16 protein-coding genes, 1 tRNA gene and 1 riboswitch are annotated in these 23,252 nt (G+C 44.5%); of the genes, 8 read left to right on the top strand and 9 right to left on the bottom strand.

The window, feature by feature from the left end; translation table 11 throughout:
* Positions 1-36 precede the first annotated feature (36 nt).
* From pdxH to cysS, 5 genes are all read right to left on the bottom strand, one after another.
* Positions 37-696: a pyridoxamine 5'-phosphate oxidase gene (gene pdxH / locus AC5JP1_RS02605; protein ID WP_493844419.1), complete on the bottom strand. Its 660-nt coding sequence runs from the start codon at positions 694-696 to the stop codon at positions 37-39.
* A gap of 69 nt (positions 697-765) precedes the next feature.
* Entirely contained in the window at positions 766-2,133 is a 1,368-nt protein-coding gene (glmM, locus tag AC5JP1_RS02600) for a phosphoglucosamine mutase (RefSeq protein WP_493843009.1), read from the bottom strand.
* A gap of 195 nt (positions 2,134-2,328) precedes the next feature.
* The gene (gene guaB / locus AC5JP1_RS02595; RefSeq protein ID WP_319051514.1) at positions 2,329-3,801 is read right to left on the bottom strand and encodes an IMP dehydrogenase; all 1,473 of its coding nucleotides are present in this window, start codon (positions 3,799-3,801) and stop codon (positions 2,329-2,331) included.
* 268 nt (positions 3,802-4,069) lie between these two features.
* Positions 4,070-6,070 carry a mechanosensitive ion channel family protein gene (locus AC5JP1_RS02590; protein ID WP_493843008.1) on the bottom strand — a complete coding sequence of 667 codons (2,001 nt, stop codon included), beginning with the start codon at positions 6,068-6,070 and terminating at the stop codon, positions 4,070-4,072.
* A 154-nt stretch (positions 6,071-6,224) separates the two neighbouring features.
* Complete coding sequence (gene cysS, locus AC5JP1_RS02585) at positions 6,225-7,685, bottom strand: cysteine--tRNA ligase (RefSeq protein ID WP_493843007.1); 1,461 nt, start codon at positions 7,683-7,685, stop codon at positions 6,225-6,227.
* Positions 7,686-7,910: 225 nt separating this feature from the next.
* Between cysS and AC5JP1_RS02580 the strand changes: the two genes are divergently transcribed.
* The gene (locus AC5JP1_RS02580) at positions 7,911-8,504 is read left to right on the top strand and encodes a cob(I)yrinic acid a,c-diamide adenosyltransferase (protein ID WP_493843006.1); all 594 of its coding nucleotides are present in this window, start codon (positions 7,911-7,913) and stop codon (positions 8,502-8,504) included.
* Between the two features lie 174 nt (positions 8,505-8,678).
* On the opposite strand, the gene AC5JP1_RS02575 is transcribed toward AC5JP1_RS02580, so the two are convergent.
* Positions 8,679-9,626, bottom strand: a complete 948-nt coding sequence (locus AC5JP1_RS02575) for a hypothetical protein (protein WP_493843005.1) — start codon at positions 9,624-9,626, stop codon at positions 8,679-8,681.
* A gap of 358 nt (positions 9,627-9,984) precedes the next feature.
* On the opposite strand from AC5JP1_RS02575, the gene AC5JP1_RS02570 reads away from it, so the two are divergent.
* The 7 genes from AC5JP1_RS02570 to AC5JP1_RS02540 all read left to right on the top strand — a co-directional run bounded on the left by AC5JP1_RS02570 (position 9,985) and on the right by AC5JP1_RS02540 (position 19,230).
* The gene (locus AC5JP1_RS02570) at positions 9,985-10,713 is read left to right on the top strand and encodes a glycerophosphodiester phosphodiesterase (RefSeq protein WP_319051509.1); all 729 of its coding nucleotides are present in this window, start codon (positions 9,985-9,987) and stop codon (positions 10,711-10,713) included.
* Positions 10,714-11,161: 448 nt separating this feature from the next.
* Positions 11,162-12,364, top strand: coding sequence for an acyl-CoA desaturase (locus AC5JP1_RS02565; RefSeq protein ID WP_493844418.1), 1,203 nt, complete (start codon positions 11,162-11,164; stop codon positions 12,362-12,364).
* 347 nt (positions 12,365-12,711) lie between these two features.
* Complete coding sequence (locus AC5JP1_RS02560; RefSeq protein WP_493843004.1) at positions 12,712-14,178, top strand: protein adenylyltransferase SelO; 1,467 nt, start codon at positions 12,712-12,714, stop codon at positions 14,176-14,178.
* Between the two features lie 348 nt (positions 14,179-14,526).
* Positions 14,527-16,845, top strand: coding sequence for an NADP-dependent malic enzyme (locus AC5JP1_RS02555; RefSeq protein ID WP_319051507.1), 2,319 nt, complete (start codon positions 14,527-14,529; stop codon positions 16,843-16,845).
* A gap of 188 nt (positions 16,846-17,033) precedes the next feature.
* Positions 17,034-18,215, top strand: coding sequence for a tRNA nucleotidyltransferase (locus AC5JP1_RS02550; protein ID WP_493843003.1), 1,182 nt, complete (start codon positions 17,034-17,036; stop codon positions 18,213-18,215).
* A 68-nt stretch (positions 18,216-18,283) separates the two neighbouring features.
* Complete coding sequence (locus tag AC5JP1_RS02545; protein ID WP_493843002.1) at positions 18,284-19,060, top strand: pteridine reductase; 777 nt, start codon at positions 18,284-18,286, stop codon at positions 19,058-19,060.
* 93 nt (positions 19,061-19,153) lie between these two features.
* Positions 19,154-19,230, top strand: a tRNA-Ile gene (locus AC5JP1_RS02540).
* A 326-nt stretch (positions 19,231-19,556) separates the two neighbouring features.
* On the opposite strand, the gene AC5JP1_RS02535 is transcribed toward AC5JP1_RS02540, so the two are convergent.
* From AC5JP1_RS02535 to AC5JP1_RS02525, 3 genes are all read right to left on the bottom strand, one after another.
* Complete coding sequence (locus AC5JP1_RS02535) at positions 19,557-19,784, bottom strand: hypothetical protein (protein WP_319051504.1); 228 nt, start codon at positions 19,782-19,784, stop codon at positions 19,557-19,559.
* 9 nt (positions 19,785-19,793) lie between these two features.
* Positions 19,794-20,405 carry a manganese efflux pump MntP gene (locus AC5JP1_RS02530; RefSeq protein WP_493843001.1) on the bottom strand — a complete coding sequence of 204 codons (612 nt, stop codon included), beginning with the start codon at positions 20,403-20,405 and terminating at the stop codon, positions 19,794-19,796.
* A riboswitch (yybP-ykoY riboswitch) is annotated at positions 20,376-20,544 on the bottom strand. It overlaps the preceding gene by 30 nt.
* A 218-nt stretch (positions 20,545-20,762) precedes the next feature.
* Positions 20,763-23,162 carry a TonB-dependent receptor gene (locus AC5JP1_RS02525; protein ID WP_493843000.1) on the bottom strand — a complete coding sequence of 800 codons (2,400 nt, stop codon included), beginning with the start codon at positions 23,160-23,162 and terminating at the stop codon, positions 20,763-20,765.
* Between the last annotated feature and the right edge of the window lie 90 nt (positions 23,163-23,252).

Below are 23,252 nucleotides of genomic sequence, written 5' to 3'. Positions count from 1 at the left end.
TATTTTTGTATAGTCTATAGCGTGAAACCCTAGCAACTATGGTAGTAAACGCTTGGTAGTCCAGCTTACCTCATGTCCATCATGACTGCTCTCTTTCGCATACATAATTCGATCATGCATACGATTGGCGCGACCTTGCCAAAACTCAATATTCTCAACCGTAATCTCATACCCACCCCAAAACGCTGGCGTCGGTACCGCAGTATTGGTTGGATGTGCCGCTTGAAGTTGTTCAAACGTTTGCTCCATGACCTCACGATTTGCAACTTCACCACTTTGCGGCTGACTGACCCACGCACCTACTTGGCTATCGTGCGGGCGTTTTTGAAAGTAGCTCGCAGACTTATCAGCATCAATCTTAGCAATAGGACCACTGATACGAATCTGACGCTCGAGCTCATGCCAAAAAAACAGCACCTCTGCATTGGGATTCTCTGCAATATCCTGTCCCTTAGCGCTTTCGTAATTGGTATAAAAGACAATGCCGGTATCGGTAATCTCGCGCAATAAAACGATACGTACGCTAGGCTTATTATCTGCGCCGCATGTCGCTAGGCTCATTGCATAAGGCTCTTGGACCTTCTGTGCAAGCGCCTCATCCATCCACCCCTTGAAAAGCTCAAATGGTGATGCTGGTACTGACTGTTGATCAAGCTCGCCTTTCTCGTATGAAAGGCGTTGGTCGGTAAAATCCATACTCATGATCATTCCCTATTATAGAATTATGATGTCATTATTTTAGTGATTGTTAGCTCAGTATTGATTTTAACCCAATACTGACTTGATCTGATCAGCCAAATCATTTGCCATTACGTCACATTCTATTTCGTCATCTGACTCGACCATGACTCGAATCATAGGTTCAGTACCTGATTGGCGAATGAGCAGACGGCCACGGCCTTCTAAGGTTGCTTGAGCCTTATCAAAAGCAGCAACCAGTTCTTCATGCTGAAATGGGTCTTGCATCTGAGACAGTCGCACATTGACTAGCTTTTGTGGCAGTACCTCAAAACCTTCCACAAGCTCACTCAGAGCACGTCCTCTTGCCTGCATCACCGCCAATACTTGTAGGCCTGCAATGATGGCGTCCCCTGTTCTACTCTTATCTAGACATAAAATATGACCGGATGGCTCACCGCCCAATATCCAGCCATTGGCTTCTAAGTCCTGCATCACGTAGCGATCGCCTACTTTTGCACGAGTGAACTCAATATCTACCGCTTTTAGTGCCAACTCTAAGCCCATGTTGCTCATAAGCGTACCAACGACACCTTTGGCTTTGTTTGTCGCTTGGGTCGCAAGCACGTACAAAATACCATCACCATCGATTAAATTACCCATCTCATCGACCATTACGATACGGTCACCATCACCATCTAATGCAATACCGACATCTGCTTCATGCTCGAGTACTGCTTTTTGTAGACCTTCAGGATGTGTAGAGCCACAATCAGCATTGATATTGATACCATCAGGTGTATTATTGATAGCGATAACAGTGGCGCCCAGCTCACGCATTACTCTAGGTGCTACGCTATAACCTGCCCCATTGGCACAATCAACCACGATGGTTAAATGACTAAGATCATACTGATAGGGAAAGCTGCCTTTACAAAACTCGATGTATCGACCTTTTGCATCATTGATTCGATTATTTTTGCCCAGCTGTGAAGGATCGACGATAGGCATAGTGACATCATTGCTATCAGTGCTACCCATAATGGCTGTCAGCTTATCATTGATAGACGCTTGCATCTCATCACTGATTTTTTTGCCGTTGCCAGAAAAGAACTTGATGCCGTTGTCATAATAAGGATTATGTGAAGCTGAAATAACAACACCAGCGTAAGCGTTGAAGCTGCGCGTTAAATGTGCAATAGCAGGCGTCGGTAGTGGACCGAGCATATGAACGTCAACACCAGCCGCATTGAACCCTGCCTGCAATGCGCCTTCAATAACATAACCTGAGAGACGAGTATCTTTTCCAATGACCACACTTGGTTTGCGCGCAGGGTTTTCATTATTTTCTATGAGAACCAGTCCCGTGACATAACCCAGTTTTAAGATAAAGTCAGGTGTAATAGGCAACTCGCCAAATTTTCCACGGATACCATCAGTACCAAAATAACTCATTATGTCTCTTCCTCAAGTCCGAAATAAAAGGCCTAACACATATGTAGGCAAAATCATTATTGTAATAATCTGTTTTGTATTTTACAAAAAAAACAGCCAACAATAACAAAGCATTGTTGGCTGTTTGTATCTCAAGACCACTGTAGCCCTTAAACTGGGCTGACTTTGAGACCGTACAGGACTTCAAAGTACCGTTTAGCTTACTCGGTAGTTCGGTGCTTCTTTAGTAATCTGCACATCATGAACATGTGACTCTTTCATGCCTGCTGAAGTCACTTTGATGAACTGCGGATTGGTACGCATATCTTCGATAGTCGCTGAGCCTGTATAACCCATAGATGAACGCAAACCACCCACCAATTGATTGACAATACCGGCAACTGGACCTTTATAAGGGACGCGGCCTTCGATACCTTCTGGTACCAGTTTTTCTACGCCATCTTTGGCATCTTGGAAATAACGGTCTGACGAACCATTTGAGCCTGACATCGCGCCCAAGCTACCCATACCGCGGTAAGCTTTGTAATAGCGACCTTGGAACAGCTCAACTTCACCTGGTGCTTCTTCTGTACCTGCCATAAGCGACCCAACCATGATGCATGATGCACCAGCAGCGATGGCTTTTGCCATATCACCTGAATAGCGGATACCACCGTCAGCAATCAGTGGAATGCTGTCTTTCAATGCACTAGCGACGTTGTCAATAGCAGAGATCTGCGGTACACCAATACCCGCAATGATACGAGTAGTACAAATAGAACCAGGACCGATACCAACTTTTACGGCATCAGCGCCTGCATCACGTAGGGCTATTGCTGCTTCACCAGTTGCAATATTGCCACCGATAACTTGAACGTGCGGATAGTTTTTCTTGATCCATGATACTTTGTCGATCACGCCTTTTGAGTGGCCATGCGCTGTATCAACAACGATCACGTCGACATCAGCAGCGATCAATGCTTCAACACGTGCTTGTGTGTCTGCACCAGTACCAACCGCGGCACCAACACGCAGACGACCTTGGTCATCCTTGCAAGCATTTGGGTTGTTTTCAGCTTTGGCAAAATCATTGACCGTAATCAAACCACGCAAACGGAAGTTATCATCAATCACGATAACTTTTTCGATGCGGTGTTCATGGAGCAATCTTTTAATATTTTCGTTACTCTCGCCTTCTTGCACCGTTACCAGCTGCTCTTTTGGCGTCATGATCTGACTAACTGGTAGTGAGAGGTTGGTTTCAAAGCGCCAGTCTCTGTGAGTGACGATACCCACAACATTATCTGTGCCTTTTTCGACGACAGGAACACCTGAGATATTGTTATCTTGGGTCAAACGCAGTAGCTCACCAATTGTCATCTCTGGATGTACAGTGATAGGATCAACAACAGTACCCGCTTCAAATTTTTTAACACGGCGTACTTGGGTGGCTTGTTTTTCAATATCCATGCTTTTGTGCAAGATACCCATGCCACCAAGCTGTGCCATCGTAATGGCCATTTCAGACTCAGTCACAGTATCCATCGCCGCAGAGATAAGCGGAAGGTTAAGCGTGATGTTTTTGGTCAAACGAGTAGAAAGATCAGCAGTCTTTGGCAGAACTTCCGAATAGGCTGGCAATAGTAAAACGTCATCAAAGGTTAAGGCTTCATCGACAATTCGCAACATACAGACCCCTAGTGGTGGTTATTTTGATGGGTAGGAATTCATGGCTTAACATATCAGTCGTTGCAGCTGCCTGCGCAGTGTCGACTTATTGCTAACCACTCAGTTATCCTATAAAAATAACGCCACATTATAACAAATAAGCGCCTCTCTGACATAGTCTATTTGTCAGATTATTTTGTATAAATGAGTCTTTGTACATTGATAGACAAACTATGCAGCGTTTGTCTATCAATAAGCACCTTATACCTCTAATGAGTTTACTCTAAAGTTACTCGCCTGTCTTTAAGGTAAAACGCTCTGTCGGTAGGTACGCGTTTTGCTGCTCATATAAGTAACCAAGCATTTGCTCACGTATTTCACAAGCAAGGGTCCACGCCTCTATGGGACCTACTCCTGCAACTGCACCGCGCAGCTGAACGGTATTCTCTGTCACATCAACGACAAATATTTCAGGCTCAGTATCTCCATCCCAGAGCTCATTTTCTTTGGTCACTGATATAAAGTGCTGACGAATGGCATCAATATCTGCGCCATAATCGATGTATAAGAATACCGGACAAGTCTGATGCACTTCGGTATGAGACCAATTCTCTACTTTTTCGGTGATTAGCTCACGCATTGGCACGATCAATCGACGTTCATCCCAGGTTTTGAGTACTGCATAAGTGTAACGCAAGTCTTCAACGGTACTAAAATTACCTTCCATTATTACACTATCGCCAATACGTACAGGCTGCGTCACCGCCACCTGTACCCCAGCGATGATATTGCCCAGTATGGGCTGTGCAGCGATACCAAGCACCACGCCTGCTATACCAGCCGAGGTCAGTAATGTCTTACCAAGCCCTTCCATATTGGCAAACTCACTCAGACCTATCCAAATACTGCCTAATACCATGACAAATATAAAGACGCGCCGAAATATCGATACATAAGTGCGACGACGACGAACTTTGTCAAAGTGTTCCTCTGCCAAGTTTTCGATCTGTAGGTCTTGATAGCGATTGGCAAAAAAATTGATAACACGTATACCAAGCCACATGGCACTCAGTACCAGTCCAGTCCAAATTAGAGGACGGATGGAGGATGCGACGGCATCTAGATAAGGAAATCCACCAGATACTAAGGTAAAAACGAGTGAAAAACTGATGGTAAATGTCAATGGTACCGTCAGCTTACTGACCAAGTCAGTCACACCATTAGCACTATTGGTGTACTTGTTATATTTCTCCTCATCGACATATCGATTGATGAGCTTTTCTGTACCTTTACTCAGTAGCCACCCTAAACCCATGGTCAATAAGAAAAAGAGCACTAACGATAAAAACTCCCATAGCGCAATCCCAAAAAACTTTAGTTTTAACCAAATCGGTAGATACCGCTCAAACTCTGCCGGATGATACTGTTCATACAGATTTTCGATATTGCCAACGGTTTGCGCAGAGAACACCCATGTTGGCGCTTGATCCTCTACTCGTACCCGCTCCAAATGAATGGGCACTTGGCGCTCTCGATATTCAATATAGCCAAGTTGGATCGAGCGTCTAGGAATACCCATGACACTGCTACCATTGCCAAGCGGCGGCTCAATCAAACCATCGGGGCGATCTGGCATATCATCGAACACATATAGCTCTTTTTGAGTGAGCAGATAATCCAGTTGCTTGGTCAGATCAAGCGCACGGCTGCGCTGATCTTGCTCATCAATCAAGTTCATATTGAGTGCGTAAGCTGCCAAGTCATACTGCTGCTTCATTACTGCCGACTGGAAAAACTCCAAGGTTGCGAGTGGTGTCGCCAGATTGGGCGGCTTGTTTAGAGGTGGTAGTCCTTCATTGATGGTGCTGAGCAGATAATAATTTGCATTATATTCGCCCGTCAGTCCAGTATCGCCTTGTAGTGTTCCCGCTTGCTCTACCGCGCTACGCTCTGTCGGGTCAAATATCTCTTCGCTGATATCGGAGAGATTGACGCTAGTACTTTTGACCGTGTTTACCTGTTGGACAGCATATTCCGCTAGATTGTCCGGCTTACTAATTTCTTGCGAATGGTTCTGTTCACTGCCGCTTGTTTCAGCATTAGTATCTGCTGCATTGACAGGTGTATGAAGGGCACTGATGGCTATAATAAAAAAGCCTAACATGGTTTTTAGTGCATGATGGCGAACACTAGGATGCTCTATATTGTGATGCTCTATATGTCCACTCCGATGGCTTACAGCCGGTGCAGCAACATGAGCATCAACGGTAGTATTTTTTAGAGTAGTCATATTTCAAAGCCAGTAGTCTAAAATGGAAGTGGGTATAAAAGTTGCATTTGATATGCTTTAACCTAATGTAGTGTACAAAAAAAAGCCAGCATAGCGCTGACTTAATTTACAACTATATGTTCACTATTTAAATTATAAATGGTAACTACTCAATTTAGGCACGGCGCCACGTCGTACCAGCGCGACTGTCTTCAAGCTCAATGCCAGCGTCTTTTAACTGCTCACGAATCTCATCAGCACGTGCAAAATTTTTGGCCGCTTTGGCCTCTGCGCGTTCGATGATTAGCCCATCAATAACCGCATCACTCAGACCACCTTCTGCCTGATCACCAATCACCGCTTGCAAAAACTGCTGCACTGGCTGTTGCAGGATATTCAACACCTGCGCTAGGGTTTTTAGTTGCTGTGCTAACTGCCATGCTGTGTCTATGTCTTCCGCTTTGATAGCTTTGTTGATATCGCGGGCGAGACCAAACAAGACGCTGATTGCCGTCGAGCTATTGAAGTCATCATTCATTGCTTTGATAAAATGCTGACCTGCGTCACTACCGTATGCGCTAACAACCAAGTCTGCATCTACTACGATTGTCTGCTCTTTTCGTTGTTCAGCTAATTTTAATGCGTTGTATAGCCTACTTAGGCTATTATGTGCTTCATCCAAAGCACTATCAGAGAAATTGACTTGGCTACGGTAATGACTAGACAACAAAAAGAACCTTACCGTCTCTGGTAGGTACTTTGCCATCACATCACGAATGGTAAAAAAGTTGCCTAATGATTTAGACATCTTCTCGCCATCGACATTGATAAAACCAACATGCATCCAATTGCGTGCGTATTCGCAGCCAGTTGCTGCCTCAGACTGCGCGATCTCGTTTTCATGATGCGGGAATTGCAAATCATGACCGCCACCATGAATATCAAAAGTATTACCTAAGCATTTAGTCGACATCGCTGAGCATTCAATATGCCACCCTGGGCGCCCCTGTCCCCAAGGTGAAGCCCACTGCGGCTCGTCAGGCTTGGCAGCTTTCCACAGTACAAAATCAAACGGGTTGCGCTTATCGTTTTCGACATCTACTCGCGATCCTGCCTGCATATCGTCGAGATTACGCTTCGATAGTTTGCCATAGTCTGCAAAACTATCAACCGCATAATAGACATCGCCATTATCACCTGCATACGCATAGTCGCTAGTGACGAGCGTCTCAATCATTTGCTGCATGTCATAGATATGATCAGTTGCGCGTGGCTCAGCATCTGGCATCTCGCAACCGAGCGCCGTCGCATCTTCATGCATTGCCGTAATAAAACGCTGCGTTAATACGCCAATCTCTTCACCATTCTCAGCCGCGCGCGCGATGATCTTGTCATCGATATCGGTAATGTTGCGCACATAGTTCACGTCATAACCCAATTGTGCCAACCAACGCACCGCCATATCAAACCCGACCATCACACGAGCATGTCCGATATGACAATAGTCATAGACAGTCATGCCACACACATACATGCCCACCTGCCCTGCTTTGAGCGGTTCAAACTGGCGTTTGCCGCCAGTCAGTGAGTCATAAATGGACAGCTGAGACATCGCATCTGTAAGTGGTGTGGTCATAGTAAGAGAACCTTTTAGCATAAATAAAATAGAAAAATTAAAGATATCAGCTACAGCGAACGAGTCCAGCCATAGCGATAGTATGATTATAATTGTCAAAAATTAACTACGGTTAATACCGAAATATAAAACGTAACCCATTATCTTAGCGAAAACAGGCGTAAAATACTACAATGAGCATGCAACTACCACCCTTCAATGATAAAAACCACTAAGGATATAAAGATGGGCAATCGCTTAAGCAAAATATATACACGTACTGGAGATGACGGCAGCACTGGTATGGCTGATGGCAGTCGGCTCAGCAAAGCTGACAATCTGTTCAACGTTATGGGTGATATCGATGAGCTCAACTCACACATCGGTCTGGTACGCGCACAGTTACAACAAAGTAAAGACCAGTCTATTAGCGAGGACTTCTCTCAGTCCCTAGTCATTATCCAGCACTTGTTGTTCAATATCGGCGGTGAGCTTGCTATGCCAGAGTACGAAGGGGTCAATGCCATGCATATCGAATGGCTCGAGCAAAAAATCGATGCGATGAATAGCACATTGCCACCGCTAAAAGATTTTATTTTGCCGACAGGTTCTGTACTGGTGAGCCAATTGCATGTCGCACGTAGTGTCTGTCGCCGAGCTGAGCGCCAAGCGGTATTATTAAAAGAGCAGCGCCCGTCTGCTATACGCAACACTGCCATCAGCCTTATCAATCGCCTATCGGATTGGCTATTTGTCGCGGCGCGTTTCTGTACAGACCCAGAACAAGTCTCTGAAGTACTGTGGGACAGTAAAGTGTTGCAGCATTTTTCTGAAAATTAATGAAAACCACTAAAAATCATTAGCCATCACTAATAGATTAGACCGACCCTCAGGTTAGTATTTGAATACTCACAAAAAACCCCACAACAATAATGTTGCGGGGTTTTTTACTCAACGATAGTTATTAACTACCTGTTGTAAGCTACTGATAAAATTAAGCATAAAGCAGACTGATTAATACGTAGCGCTCTCGTCTTCAATAATGACCATGTCGATAGTTTCATCTTTAGGCACTACTTTTGGCGTCGTTGGCGTTACTGGTTTGCTCGTCTCAGTAGGAGCGGCAGGCTGATTATTCTCTGCTGAGTTGTTTTGGCTGCTAGCAGGTTTGTTGATGGTCGGCGGCGTGGCAGGCTGAGTCGGGCGAATCGGCTCAACGGGTGTTACTGTTCTTGGCTGCTGACGAGCGGGCGCTGGCTGCGTGTTCTGTGCAGGTGCAGGACGTTCAGCGGCGCGCTGGGCACGTTGTTCATCCATAGCGGTTTTTAATACAGACCCTGCCATTACATCTGCAACGACCGTCAGTAACGCCGGCTGTCCAGCAATACGAGTGCGGACTTGCCCGCCTTGTGTACCGACAACATAAGTAAAGGCATCATCGACGAGCATATTATTATTGATACGAATATTATCTTGCGCTAAGCGTGACTGTAGGCTTGGCTGATTATTGGCTGCTTGTATCTGACTGGCTTGGTACAAATCTTCGCTTGGCAGCGTCATGCTGACACTTGCTTGACAGGTTGTCATGCCATTATCGTTGGCTTGTTGCAAGATAGCTGCGTTCTGCACATCGATGACGATACCATTGGTCTTATCACTGACAACACCGCTTGCTAAACTGATCTCAGCATCATTTGCGTAGTTGGTAGCCAACGCTTGCGCCTGTTGGTTGAGCGTATTTCTGAGCGCAGTTTTGAGGCGATCTTGTACCATTGGGTCATCACAACTGACTGCAGGAGCAACTGCAGCATTGGTAGCCGTTGGCTCTTGTTCCGTCATCTCTGCTGCATCGTCAGTCTCTTCCACCTCTGAGCGATCACAACCGGCAAGCGCCAAACTACATACCAACCCAATTCCAGCTACTTTATGCCACTTGCTCAAACTTACATTTGCTACGCTCATAGTTACTTTACTCCCAATTTACTGGTTCTTACCGCCACTGATGGACAGTGTTTAACACTCAAACGACAGCGTGATTTTATAGACCAATCATGTAGACCAATCACGTTGTCGCGTTGAAAACCACATCATTATACGGTGTTTGGTTGAAATGGTCATTAGTGTAGCCCATGGACATACAAATAGCGCCCCTCATTGTGTGTAAAACCTGTGTTTTGTTGCAAAAACATAACAAATGCCAACGTTGTTTTTCGCTACAGATAATAGATGCAACCAGTATTGGTCATATCAAAGATTTTGTTAGACGCTGCTACTATGACGATATATGATGACTCGTAAGATCCATCAGTAGTCATTTGATATGGTAAATTTTAAAAATACGCGTCTGTTGGGCCATCGAGGCGCACGTGGTGAAAGTTTAGAAAACACGTTTTCAGGTTTTGAGTACTCTCAAAATCTGAAAACAAAGGGCCTGGCAGGGGTTGAGTTTGATATACAACTGAACGCTGATGGTCACTTAATTGTGTTTCATGATGATGATTTGGAGCGAATGTGTGGCCAACAGTCACGTGTGGATCAATTGGGTCTAACAGAGATTCAATGCCGATTGCAGTTTGGTCAGCCCATCATGACTTTGGCCAATATTGCACCGGTGCTTAGCGGGTTTAGTGTGATTGAGCTTGAGATTAAAACTCATAACCGAACCAACTATGCAGTATTGGTTGAAGCACTGGCGCGAGAGCTCATCAACACTACCTTTGCAAACTTACCTATTGTGCTAACGAGCTTTGATATGGAGCTGCATAATCGGTTGCAACGTCATAAGTTATTGTCTCATGTGCCGCGGGGGCTCCTTATTCGCACCCCAGAGGCCTTAGCAAGAGCGACCAATACCGCGTTACAACTTGGCTGTATTCAACTGGGGGTTTACTACCCGCTCTTGACCCACGCCATCATTAAGCACAGCCATCGCTATGGTCTGCCCGTAAGCGCTTGGACAGTCAATGACATCAATACTATCGAGCAGCTCATAAAATGGGATACCGATGTTATTATCACTGACTTTCCTAGTCATCTATTGCTGCCTTAAACGATCTGTTTATTATTTCTAAACCTTCATCGGTGGTTTTTAATAATCTATACAGCCAATACATATCTTGCGTGTTAGTTACACTTCTCCTTCATGCCTGATAAGTCATTCTTATTTTTGGACAATACCGTCTATAATTCATACAAGTTATTGTTATTTAGCAATATTTTTATAGTGTATAAGTGTTCACTTTATCTGTTTTTTCAGGTACTATGGGGACTTAAATTAATACCGTTAGGGATATTATATGATTGCAAAAAAAGCACTTGGCTTACCGCTTAAAGGCTTACGTTTCGCTATCAAATCTGGTGATACGCTTGTAAAGACTGCCAGCACTCAAGTAACGCGTTTTAAAACTCGTTTTGATGAGAAAAAAGCGCAAATGGCTTTGGATGAGCAGCCTGTTGCAAAGCGCAATTATGCTAAAGATTCTGACCAAACTGATGCTATGACAAAAGAGCAAAGCATCGACATGCGCGAGTTTGAATTTACAAAAGCACCGATCAATTGGATTCCGGCGACTATCTTGGTAGCGACACCCATTGCCGCCGCTATCATTACGCCATGGTATTTATTTACTCATGACGTGAGTGCACCTGTATGGGGTGTGTTTGGTGCCTTTATGGTATGGACTGGCATGAGTATCACAGCGGGTTACCATCGTTTGCTTGCGCACCGTGCTTACAAAGCGCATCCAATTGTCAGAAACTTTTTATTGCTAGGTTCTACTTTAGCAGTACAGGGCTCTGCGTTTGACTGGGTCTCAGGTCACCGTGTCCACCATCGTCATGTTGATGATCGCTTGGATGATCCGTATTCAGCGAAGCGCGGGTTTTGGTTCAGTCATATTGGCTGGATGTTACGTAACTACCCGAGCGGCAAGTTTGATTATAAAAACATCCCTGACTTGACCAAAGACAGAGTGCTACAGATTCAGCATAAATACTATGGTCTGTGGGTCGTGGCTATGAATGTCGGCATGGTTGCCGCTGTTGGTTGGCTACTGGGTGATGTCTGGGGCACATTGGTCATCGCAGGCTTACTACGCTTAGTACTGACGCATCACTTTACGTTCTTTATTAACTCGTTATGCCATATGCTGGGTACTCGTCCTTATACCGATACCAATACGGCTCGTGACAATTTCTTCTTGGCTATCTTTACGTGGGGTGAGGGTTATCACAACTATCATCACTTCTTCCAATACGACTATCGTAATGGCGTGAAATGGTGGCAGTATGATCCAACCAAATGGTTGATTGCTGGTTTGTCAAAGATTGGTCTGACTTCTGATCTTCGTACCGTGGATGACACGACGATCAAGCATGCTGAAGTTCAAATGCAGTTCAAAACGGCGCAACAGCAAATTGAGACAGCAACCGTAAGCGGTATTGATCTGCCTCATGCGATGAAGAGCTTCCAAGATCGCATTAAGTTTGAATACGATGCTTTCACGCAAACCGTTGAAGAATGGCAAGCGCTAAAAGCCAAAACAATCGAGCTTAAAAAGACAGAATTCGCTGATCGCTTGCACGAAGCTGATGATAAATTGAAGCATGATTATGCCAAGATTGAGCAAAAAATTCTTGAACATAATAGCAACCTCAAAACCGCATTTCGTTCTATCGGTGTCAGTCAAAAGGCAGCTTAAATTTTAGCCAACCAATTACCAAGTAATCGATATTGAATGGGTACTGGCTGATTATTATTAATAGTAATGTTTCTCCTTCCCCCTATCTCATAGATAGGGGGATTTTTTTGTCTGTGATTTATACTTTTTATTTAATGCGCTCCCAAGAGCATAGATGACAGAATGCAATAAGGTGATTAAGTGCAACCGCTCTATCCTGCTAGCTAAGTACTGTATAGACTAAGAATGCTAAATAAGGTTAGTTTTTAGGGCAGAGATTACAAGAGATGGACAGAGTGCAACGATGACATATGAGAGCTATGTTATAGTAAAACCCTCACTTTTATATTTTAATGGAAACGGCCTGTATGCGTTATCAAAATACCTATGCCAACCTCGACACTCGCCTTTATCATGAGCAGCCGCCGACACCACTCGACAATCCACGTGCTGGACACTTCAATACACAAGTGGCACAGCAATTGGGCTGGGCAGAGAATGACGAGCTGATGACTCACTGGGTGGATATTTTAGGTGGTCAATACGTGCCAGCTGATTTTAAACCATTAGCCATGGCCTATGCAGGTCATCAGTTTGGACAATGGGCAGGGCAATTGGGTGATGGGCGCGGTTTACTCATGGCTCAGGTTCTGGATAATGACGGACAATCACAAGACTTACACCTCAAAGGAGCAGGACTGACTCCCTACTCGCGCATGGGAGATGGACGTGCAGTACTGCGTAGTACGATTCGAGAATATTTGTGTGGTCATGCATTGACCCAGATTGGTATTCCTTCTTCTAATGCTCTGGGTTTTGTGGTCTCTGATACGCGAGTACGCCGTGAGCGTATCGAAGCAGGTGCCGCGTTGATGCGTGTCGCTGGTAGCCATATCCGTCTTGGTCATGTTGAATGGATTGCAAGCTTTGCGCCTGACTTACTTGGTGAGTTTACGGACTATATGATTGATACTTACTATCCAGAGTGCCGGGATAGCGAGACGCCTGTACTGGCGTTTTTGACCGCAGTCGTTGAGCGTACGGCACGTATGATTGCTGACTGGCAACTGATTGGCTTTGCGCATGGCGTGATGAATACAGACAACTTGTCTATTACGGGTAGCACTTTGGATTTTGGGCCTTTTGGGTTTATGGAGCGCTTTAATCCAGCTTGGATCAACAATCACTCTGATCACACGGGTCGCTACGCCTACCAGAACCAGCCTGCTATCGGACATTGGAATCTGAATGTTTGGCTGCCACACTTTATGCGCTTAGAGGGGGTGACTCGTGAGACGCTTGCTGACTGCCTAGGTCCTTACGAATCAACCTTTATGCAGCATTACCAACAAGGCCTGTGCCGCAAGCTTGGGTTACCACACCAACGCGAAAGCCTAGGTTTGGCCTTTGAATGGTTAACACTACTAGAAGATAACTTACTCGACTATACCAATAGCTTTCGCGCTCTACTCGGTCTAATCGCACCAAATGATCATCCATATGAGCAAGACCTACTGGCTAAAATGACCACTGAATTGAGCGCTGATGCGCAGCAGGTCTGGCAGGACTGGTCGATGCGTTATCTGGCACATATCGAGCAGCTACCAGTTGAGCAAGCCATCAACGATATGGAGACCAATAACCCAGTGTACGTACTGCGCAACAGCATGGCGCAGCGGGCTATTACTGCCGCAGAACAAGGGCAATTTGAAGAAGTCGATCGAGTCTTCCGCTTATTAAGCAATCCTTATGACGTTCAGGATATTGCGTCCGATTTGGATACTACTGCACCTGCGCCTGACACGCCGCAGATGCCTATTAGTTGTTCATCTTAGTGGATACATATACTGTAATATTTTGAAACATTATGAAATTATGGTTGATATTAGACTGTATTTTTTGGCATTATCAACCAGCTAAATAACGAATATCATTTTATTATATTATTCGCACAATTCACTGTCGTTGACTAGGCAGTGAATTGCCAATAGTGATAGAATGACTGTTTTCGCTAGATTGCTTTTTTGACTTGATCCTTGATCACCGACCATGATGCCTATGGTCGTTAGTCGTCTAATGTCCTTGTACCCTTGGGTTATTATCCTGTAGTAATTTTTGAGGGTTGGACGTTATGTTCATCACCATTTAATTTATTCCAATTTATTCCAACCATGGCAATTATTATGAATGACGATACCACTTCGAATACGGATAACCTCAGTACAGAAAAAGAGCAGTTTGAACAAGCTGCCTTACATTACCATGAGTTTCCACGCCCAGGTAAAATATCAGTAACGCCTACTAAGCAGTTGGCTAACCAACGCGATCTAGCACTTGCCTACTCTCCAGGTGTCGCTGTACCGTGTCTTGAGATCCAAAAAGATCCAAAGCTTGCCTCTAAATATACGGCGCGTAACAACTTAGTTGGTGTCATTACTAATGGTACTGCTGTACTCGGTTTGGGTAATATCGGTCCATTGGCATCAAAGCCAGTTATGGAAGGTAAAGGCGTTTTATTCAAAAAATTCGCAGGTATCGATGTTTTTGATATTGAAATCGATCAAAACGATCCAGACAAGTTTATTGAAGCGGTTGCTTCGCTTGAGCCTACATTTGGTGGTATCAACTTAGAAGATATCAAAGCACCAGAATGTTTCAAAATTGAACGTGTACTACGTGAACGCATGAACATTCCTGTGTTCCATGATGACCAACATGGTACTTCAATTATTGTTGCCGCAGCAATGCTGAACGCTTTGCTAATCACTGGCAAAAAAATCGAAGACATCAAAGTGGTCTGTTCAGGCGCAGGTGCTGCTGCTATTTCTTGCCTAGATATCATTTGTGCGCTTGGCGTTAATAAAAACAATATCTTGGTGTCAGATTCTCGCGGTATTATTAGTACTAGCCGTGAAAACCTTGACGAAACCAAACAACGCTACGCTCGTGACACGACAGCTACTGCTATCGAAGAAGTCATGGACGATGTTGATATGTTCCTTGGACTATCCATGCCAGGCACCTTATCAGAAGATATGGTTCGCCGTATGGCAAAAGACCCTATCGTCTTTGCACTTGCCAACCCAACACCTGAAATCATGCCTGAGCTAGCGCACGCTGTGCGTCCAGATGTGATCATGGCGACCGGTCGCTCAGATTATCCAAACCAAGTAAACAACGCGTTGTGCTTCCCGTACATCTTCCGCGGTGCATTGGATGTTGGTGCAACTACCGTCAACGAAGAGATGAAAGTAGCCTGTGTAAAAGCAATTGCTGCGATGGCACACGTTGAGGCAACACCAACCACCAACGTCAGAAACATCGAGACCATGAAAAGCTTTGGCCGCGAATACCTGATCCCAGGACCTCTAGAGCCAAACTTAATCATTGAAATCGCCTCTGCTGTTGCCAAAGCAGCGATGGATTCAGGGGTCGCGACACTGCCTATCGAAGATATGAAAGCGTATCGTCAGCGTCTGTCTGAGTTTGTTTACAACTCAGCGTTTGTGATGAAGCCTATCTTTGCACGTGCTAAATCTGCGCCAAAACGTATCGTGTACTGTGAAGGTGAAGACAACAACATCCTATTAGCCGTACAGGTCGTTGTCGATGAAGGACTGGCTCAGCCTATCTTGGTTGGTCGTCCAGCGGTTATTTCAGCCAATATCGAAAAGCTTGGTCTGCGTCTAAAAGATGGTGTAAACATCACTATCGTTAATCAAGATGATGATCCACGCTATAAAGACTACTGGCAGGGCTACTACGAGAAGAACAAACGTCGCGGTGTAAGCATTGAACTTGCCCGTCGTGATGTGCGCCGTAAAACCACTCTGATCGGCTCTTTGTTGGTTGATAATGGTGACGCTGATGGCATGGTATGTGGTACATTCAGTGATTATCAAATGCACTTAGAATATGTCAAAAACGTCATTGGTAAAAAAGAAGGTGTGAATGATTTTTATGCGATGAATGCGGTATTGATGCAAGATCGTAATATATTTATTGCTGACACCTATGTCCATGAAGACCCAACCGCTGAGCAGTTGGCTGAAATGACGGTATTGGCAGCAGATCAGTTACGTCGCTTCGGTATCACGCCACGCGTTGCGCTAGTGTCTCATTCTAACTTTGGTGCCTCAAACCGCACCAGCGCTGTCAAAATGCGTAAGGTTCATGAGCTGCTGACTGACATGAATGTAGACTTTGAATTTGAAGGCGAAATGCAGGGTGATTCAGCGCTAAATGAGAATATTCGCTTGAACGATATGCCATCAAGCCCACTAAAAGGTGCCGCAAACTTACTTATTTTGCCAACCCTTGATGCCTCAAATATTGCCTTTAATCTACTCAAAACAGCAACAGGCAGTGCGTCTATTGGTCCTATTCTATTAGGTACTAATAAGCCAGTACATATTTTGACACCATCAGCTACTGCACGTGGCATCGTCAACATGACTGCATTGACTGTGACTGAAGCGCAAGACCTAGAAAACGAAAAATAGTCGTATACTGTACTTAGTTACCATACATTGCACTTAGTACAAATATATTATTAGAAAGGGCTCTGTCATTTATTGGCAGGGCTCTTTTGTTATAATAAAACCAGTCAGTGCTCGTTCATAGCATTGACTGGTTTTATTATGGTTCGCTATTGAACTGATGATTTACAGTGCAATACAAAGAGGCTTTTATGCAAATCTACCTTGTCGGCGGTGCGGTACGTGATCAACTGCTAAAACGTCCCATCAAAGATAAAGACTTCGTTGTTGTTGGCGCTACTGCCAAAGAGATGCTTGATGCTGGGTTTCAGCAAGTAGGTGCTGACTTCCCTGTTTTTTTGCACCCTCGCAGTCATGAGGAATATGCGCTAGCCCGCACGGAGCGCAAACAAGGCTCAGGCTATAAAGGCTTTAGCGTACATGCCAGTCCCGATGTCACCTTGAAAGAAGACCTGCAACGTCGTGACCTAACCATCAATGCCATGGCTATCGAGGTCACTAGTCTCACGGATGACACCCCTATCAGCGGCGACGTCATTGATTACTATGGTGGATTGGAAGACTTAGACAGTAAAATCTTACGTCACGTGTCTAGTGCTTTTAGCGAAGATCCATTACGAGTATTAAGAACGGCTCGATTCTATGGACGTTATTACGATTTAGGGTTTATTATCGCGGATGATACTTTAACGCTGATGCATCACTTAGTGAGTTCAGGAGAGCTTGCTCACTTGAGTGCCGAACGCATTTGGCAAGAATCGAGTCGCGCCACCATGCAACTATCACCGCAAGTATACTGGCAGCAGTTGTTTGATATTGGCGGACTCATAGAGCATTTTGCCCCACTACATGATGCTTGGGAAGACACTTGTATACGAGAAACGGTTCAGACTGCCTTGTATTTTGCAGGTCAAATGCGCTTAAACTTATCACAGCGTTGGACGCTATTGATGATAAGCCTTGCCCCTTCACTATTTAAGAGCGAAAACTCTGAATCTGACTTTAACGTATCAACTGCTACAAAGAGCATTAATAGTATCGGTAACACAGCCAAAGTACCCAAAACACATACTCAGTTCGCTACCCTATTTGCGCAGCACGCCAACAAACTACGCGCAATAAACAGTCTAAGCGCTGCTGACAAGATTGACCTATTGCAAACATGCGGCGCTCACAAGGAGCCAGATAAACTATCGCAATTACTTGTGTGTAGTCATGTCTTACAACTGGCCATACAACATCGTCAAATGATGCTAGCGCTAAATAGCTTTCATGCTATCGGTATGACTGACATTGCCTCAGACCTTAAAGGCCCCGCTATTGGGGCAGCCTTACGCCAAAGTAGGATTGATCACTTACAGGCACACGGCTAATATTAGAACGCACTCAAAACAGTATTCTCATTATGAACAAAGAACCTAATGCACTTCAGCGAACAAGCATGAATACTCAAGCACCTGTCATGCTGGTAACGGGTAGCGCCAAGCGTATTGGTGCAGCGATTATTAGAGCAGCACACAGCCAAGGCTACTGCGTCATTATTCATTGTCATCGTAGCGAGACAGCAGCAAACCGTTTAGCAGCTCAACTCAACGATATGCGTGATAATAGTGCCATCGTTATCGTTGCTGATCTGGCAGTAGTCAATGATGACACGGCATTGAACCAATTTGTCCAAAATATCATGTCCGCCTTTGGACAGCTTGATGTACTGGTGCACAATGCGTCAAGATTCTATCCTAGTCCACTTGGTGGCATCAATCATGCACAGTGGGATGAGCTGTTTTTGACCAATACCAAGGCACCTTTGATATTGAGCCAAACGCTACTGCCCTATCTCAAACACCAGCAAGGCTGCATTATCAGCTTATTGGATATTCATGCGAAGGATAAACCTTTTGCCAATTATACAGTCTACAATATGGCAAAGGCTGCCCATCGAATGATGGTGCAATCGCTAGCACTAGAGCTCGCACCAGATATACGCGTCAATGGTGTCGCACCTGGTGTGAATATCTTACCTGATCCTAATGGCGACCAAGCCCTCGATCTCACACAGCAACAAGAGATTATTGACTCAATTCCTATGCAAAGAATAGGCAAGCCTGAAGATATTGCGCATAGTGTGCTGTACTTGATACAGGCACATTATGTCACTGGCGAGATTATCACTGTGGATGGTGGGCGTAGCCTCACGATGGCTGGTAGTGGTTTTTAACTAAGACCATCACTTATAAATAATTTCTCGATTACTTCTTATCTTTTACTTGAAAAATTAAAAAATTCAGGTATCATTGTGCGTCTAACGTTAGGGCCCATAGCTCAGTTGGTTAGAGCAGAGGACTCATAATCCTTTGGTCGTAGGTTCAAGTCCTACTGGGCCCACCACATTTAAGTTTTAATAAAAAAGACCTTCAAGAGATTGAAGGTCTTTTTTATTGTCTGCTGTTTTTTGTTGGCATACCAGAACTCTATGTATAAGCGTAAGCACAAACACTTGAGTCAGGCCTCTTCGCTAGCAACGACTAATTGTTGATAGGCAATTGCTGATTCGGTGCCAGGGATATATACTCTTATAAGAGAATGTATCTATAAGGGAGATTAAATTGTTTATTAATCATAGCAAGTGCCCGAAATGTGATACCAAACTAAAGCGCTCTGATTGGCGCTGTAAACACTGCGGTCACCAGAATTTGACGAATTGGAAGTTAACGTTACCTATGTGGGGTATAGGCATTCTTATCGTCATTATGACCATACTGTTTATCATCAATAATTTTTGTGGTGCTGAGTTTTTCAGGCCTTTTACCAATAGCTATAGCGTGATGTGTTAGTTTTAGGTGCAAAAAGCCCACCTGCCAAGCTAGGTAGGCTTCCTTAATATAAACGATCATCATATTTCTGCAGTTGGCAGTTTCTATGTAGTCATTGAGTACCATCATTAGATATGGTCATTGAAGATGGCTTAATAAAATCCACGTGCCGATAGCGATCAGCATAAAACCACCGAACACTTCGGCTTTATGACCGATTAGTGAGCCTAATACCCTGCCTAACATCACGCCCAGCGTAACCATTACCGTGGTAGCTAAGCCAATTAGCCCTGCCGCTAAGAAAATATTGACCTCTATAAATGCCAAGCTCACACCGACAGCCATCGCATCGATACTGGTACCAAATGCCGTTATAGCAAGTTTAAAGAACGAATGTCTACGCGGTGCTTCTATTGATTCGTTACTTGGCTTAAAGCCCTCATACAGCATATGCATACCGAGAGCCGCAAGAATGACAAAGGCGACCCAGTGATCCCATGCTTCAATAAAGGCAGCATCTACGAAGGAGGTGGCAGAACGGCCAATAAGCCAACCAATGATAGGTGTAATGGCTTCAATAGTGCCAAAGATAACACCCATTCTCAGAGCTTCGGTAAAACGAGGATTTTTTAGATTTGCGCCTTTACCAATTGCCACAGAAAAGGCATCAGTAGACATAGAAAGAGCAAGTAAAAGAAGAGCAATAGGGTTCATTTGATTATCTCTGGTCGAGTATAGAGTCCACGACATAGCCACACCCTCGACCTGCAGTGTAGATATATCGATGGTCTCGCCAACCGAGAGGTGTTCGTACCATGGCATGTGGCCAAGTATGTTGATACGGACGCTTTCGTAGAACGAAAACAGGCTACTCCCCAAAGAACGCTTAGACTACCATCTATACGCTATAAGTCAATCATAAAATATCAACCTAGCAAAGTTTGAATTTGGTTTGGTTAAAAACATATAGCGCTAGTAAATACTTACTGGCTACATACACCTATTAAAGCGCTATCAACATTTAATTTTTTATACTAAAAAACCTTTCATACCAAAAATTAGCACGAAAGGTTTTTAATATTGATACTTATTGGACAACATTACTGTTTAGTAATCAACGGTATAGCTCAAACCATAAGTCGTACCTGATGCAGGTAGGCGGTTCAAATCACCAAAGGTCGTTTGATGATAGACTGTTAAATAATCTTTATTGAGCAAATTATAAACGCCATAGTCTACTCGGCCGACTGGCATTTTTACTTGTCCCAATACATCGAGAGTCATGTAACCTGTAACTGGCAATGCACTAGAGTCAGGATCTTGCTGTTGGTCTTTAAAAGCTTCATTATCACCGCCAATTGCTAATGCTTGCAGGCGAATATTGCTGCCTTCATCAAACTGGTACTGGGCAAATGCGGTACCTTTGAGCGGGGTTAGACGTACTGCATCCAATTCCAACCAGTCGCCATCTTTGTCATACTGACCACGGGTATAGGCGACACTACCGCCCACTTGCCACTTATCATTGATATCATGACTAAGCGAGCCCTCTACCCCATAGATACGCTCATCGGTATCGACAACTTCTACGGTATAGCTATCAGTAAAGCGCACGACTTTGTCTGATTCGTTATAGAATCCACTCAAGCGTGCTGCTGTATCACCATGCTTGCCTTGCCAGCCAAACTCGTAGTTGTTGATCGCAATCGGTTGTACGTTGTCTGAGTTGACCACAAAGCCTGCACGCACATCACGCAGCGCGCGTTGTATATCTGCTGTCGTAAACCCTTGTGAAAAATTGGCAAATACTTGATCATTTGGGGTTATCTGATAGCTGGTACCAAGATTGAACAAGGTTTTGTCATGGTCGGTACTGCCTTTTTTTACGTCGCCTGCTTGATAGTCAATACCATAAGCTGCGCTTGTCGCACTGATAGCAGAACTATTAAAATACTCTTCAAGCAGCTGCTCATAGATGGGCGTAAAGGTATCAGTCTCAGATTTGAGCTTTTGGTAACGTACGCCAGCACTGGTATGCCATTTGTCAGTTATATCTACGTCTGCATTGACAAAAGCGCCCCATTTATCGATGGTCGTATCTGGTCCACCGTTATAAGTAAGCCCATTCGTTTGAGCACTTAAGCCATTACTAGCAAGGAACGTATTTAGGTCTTGACCGTAGTAAGTTTGCGCACTATTTTCGCGTTCGAAATCAGCACCGTAGCTAAACAGTGTCTTTTTTCCTGCAATTTCCGTTTCGGTTTGCATGGCTGCTCGCAAACCCATTACTTCAATATCAGCTTCTGACTGAGTGACAAATGTTGCAGCACTTGCCAGTTTCTTCAACGTGTCTTCATCAGTTAGGCCATTGGCTTGCCATACCTCAGTCGCTTGGTCTCCTGCGGTTTTACCAGAAGGGTAAAAACGGCCTTTTTCATCTCGGTAGTAACCCGTCAAGCTTAAGCTAGACCCTGATCCCACAAAATCATCATCACTATAATTTAAATTTATCGAGCTTTTTTCGGTATAAGGCTCATTTTCCACATTGGCACCATCAATGGCTTCTAAAGACGGGCTGGCACCAAATAATACTGCCAAGCCATCACCGTAGTCTGGGCCATAGTCAGTATCTTGCTTATCTTTGTAATAAGTCGCTGCAAGATCAAGACGTTGGGTATCCGTTAGCTCTATACCTAGGCTACCATTCACACTCAGCGATTCAGTATTTTGTTGATCCGTTTGGTTCACATCTGGACTGATACGATCGCCATGGCTATCGAATTTGCCGCCTTTGCTATCATAGTCGACGTCTAGGCGACCATACATCCGCTCACCGCCATATCCTAACGTCTGCCCCACATGATAACCCAATGAGTCAGACTCAAAATCACGACTGCTACTGACACCCACTCTGGTCTGTCTGATAGGACCGTAACCTACGAGAGATTTGGTCACAAGATTAATCAAACCACCTGCTGCACCAGCACCGTAGATACTGGTAGCGCCCGAGAGTACCTCTACTCGCTCAAGCTGCGCAGGATCAATACTGTTTAACTCGCGTGAAAGACTGCGTGAGCTGCTCAGAGGTACACCATTTAGCAAAAACTGCACAGGACGACCGTGCATAGTGGTGCCATAATTACTGGTTGAGCCACTACTAGCACCTAGACTTGGAATCAGCTGTGCCAAAATATCACCAGTCGTACGGTCACCTGTTGCCTGCACCTGAATCTCGTTTTCGGTGATTACTTGGGTGACTGATGGCATCTCACTGATTTTTTGTGCCAGTGCCGTACCTGTTCTCGCTTTACCCGTAACATTGATAGTGTCTAAAGTCACATTAGGTGTCTCATCTGACGATAAATTTGATACTGAATTTGACGTCAGTTCTGTCGAAATCTGCGTATCTAATACGGTATCCGCTTCACTGGTATTGGTTTGAGCATATAACTGTTGGCTAATGCAGAGGGTAAGAACAGATAGAGCGACTTGATGATGGCTTTTCATGATTGTTTCACTTAGATTATTTCAATGAGTTGATAGATAAATAGTGGTATGAGTCATATTTAGCTAATATTACTGCATGTACTAACTTTG

This window comes from Psychrobacter sp. H29, assembly GCF_059073055.1.
Note: the sequence above shows the minus strand (reverse complement) of the source record. Positions and strands in the feature narration are given on the sequence as shown.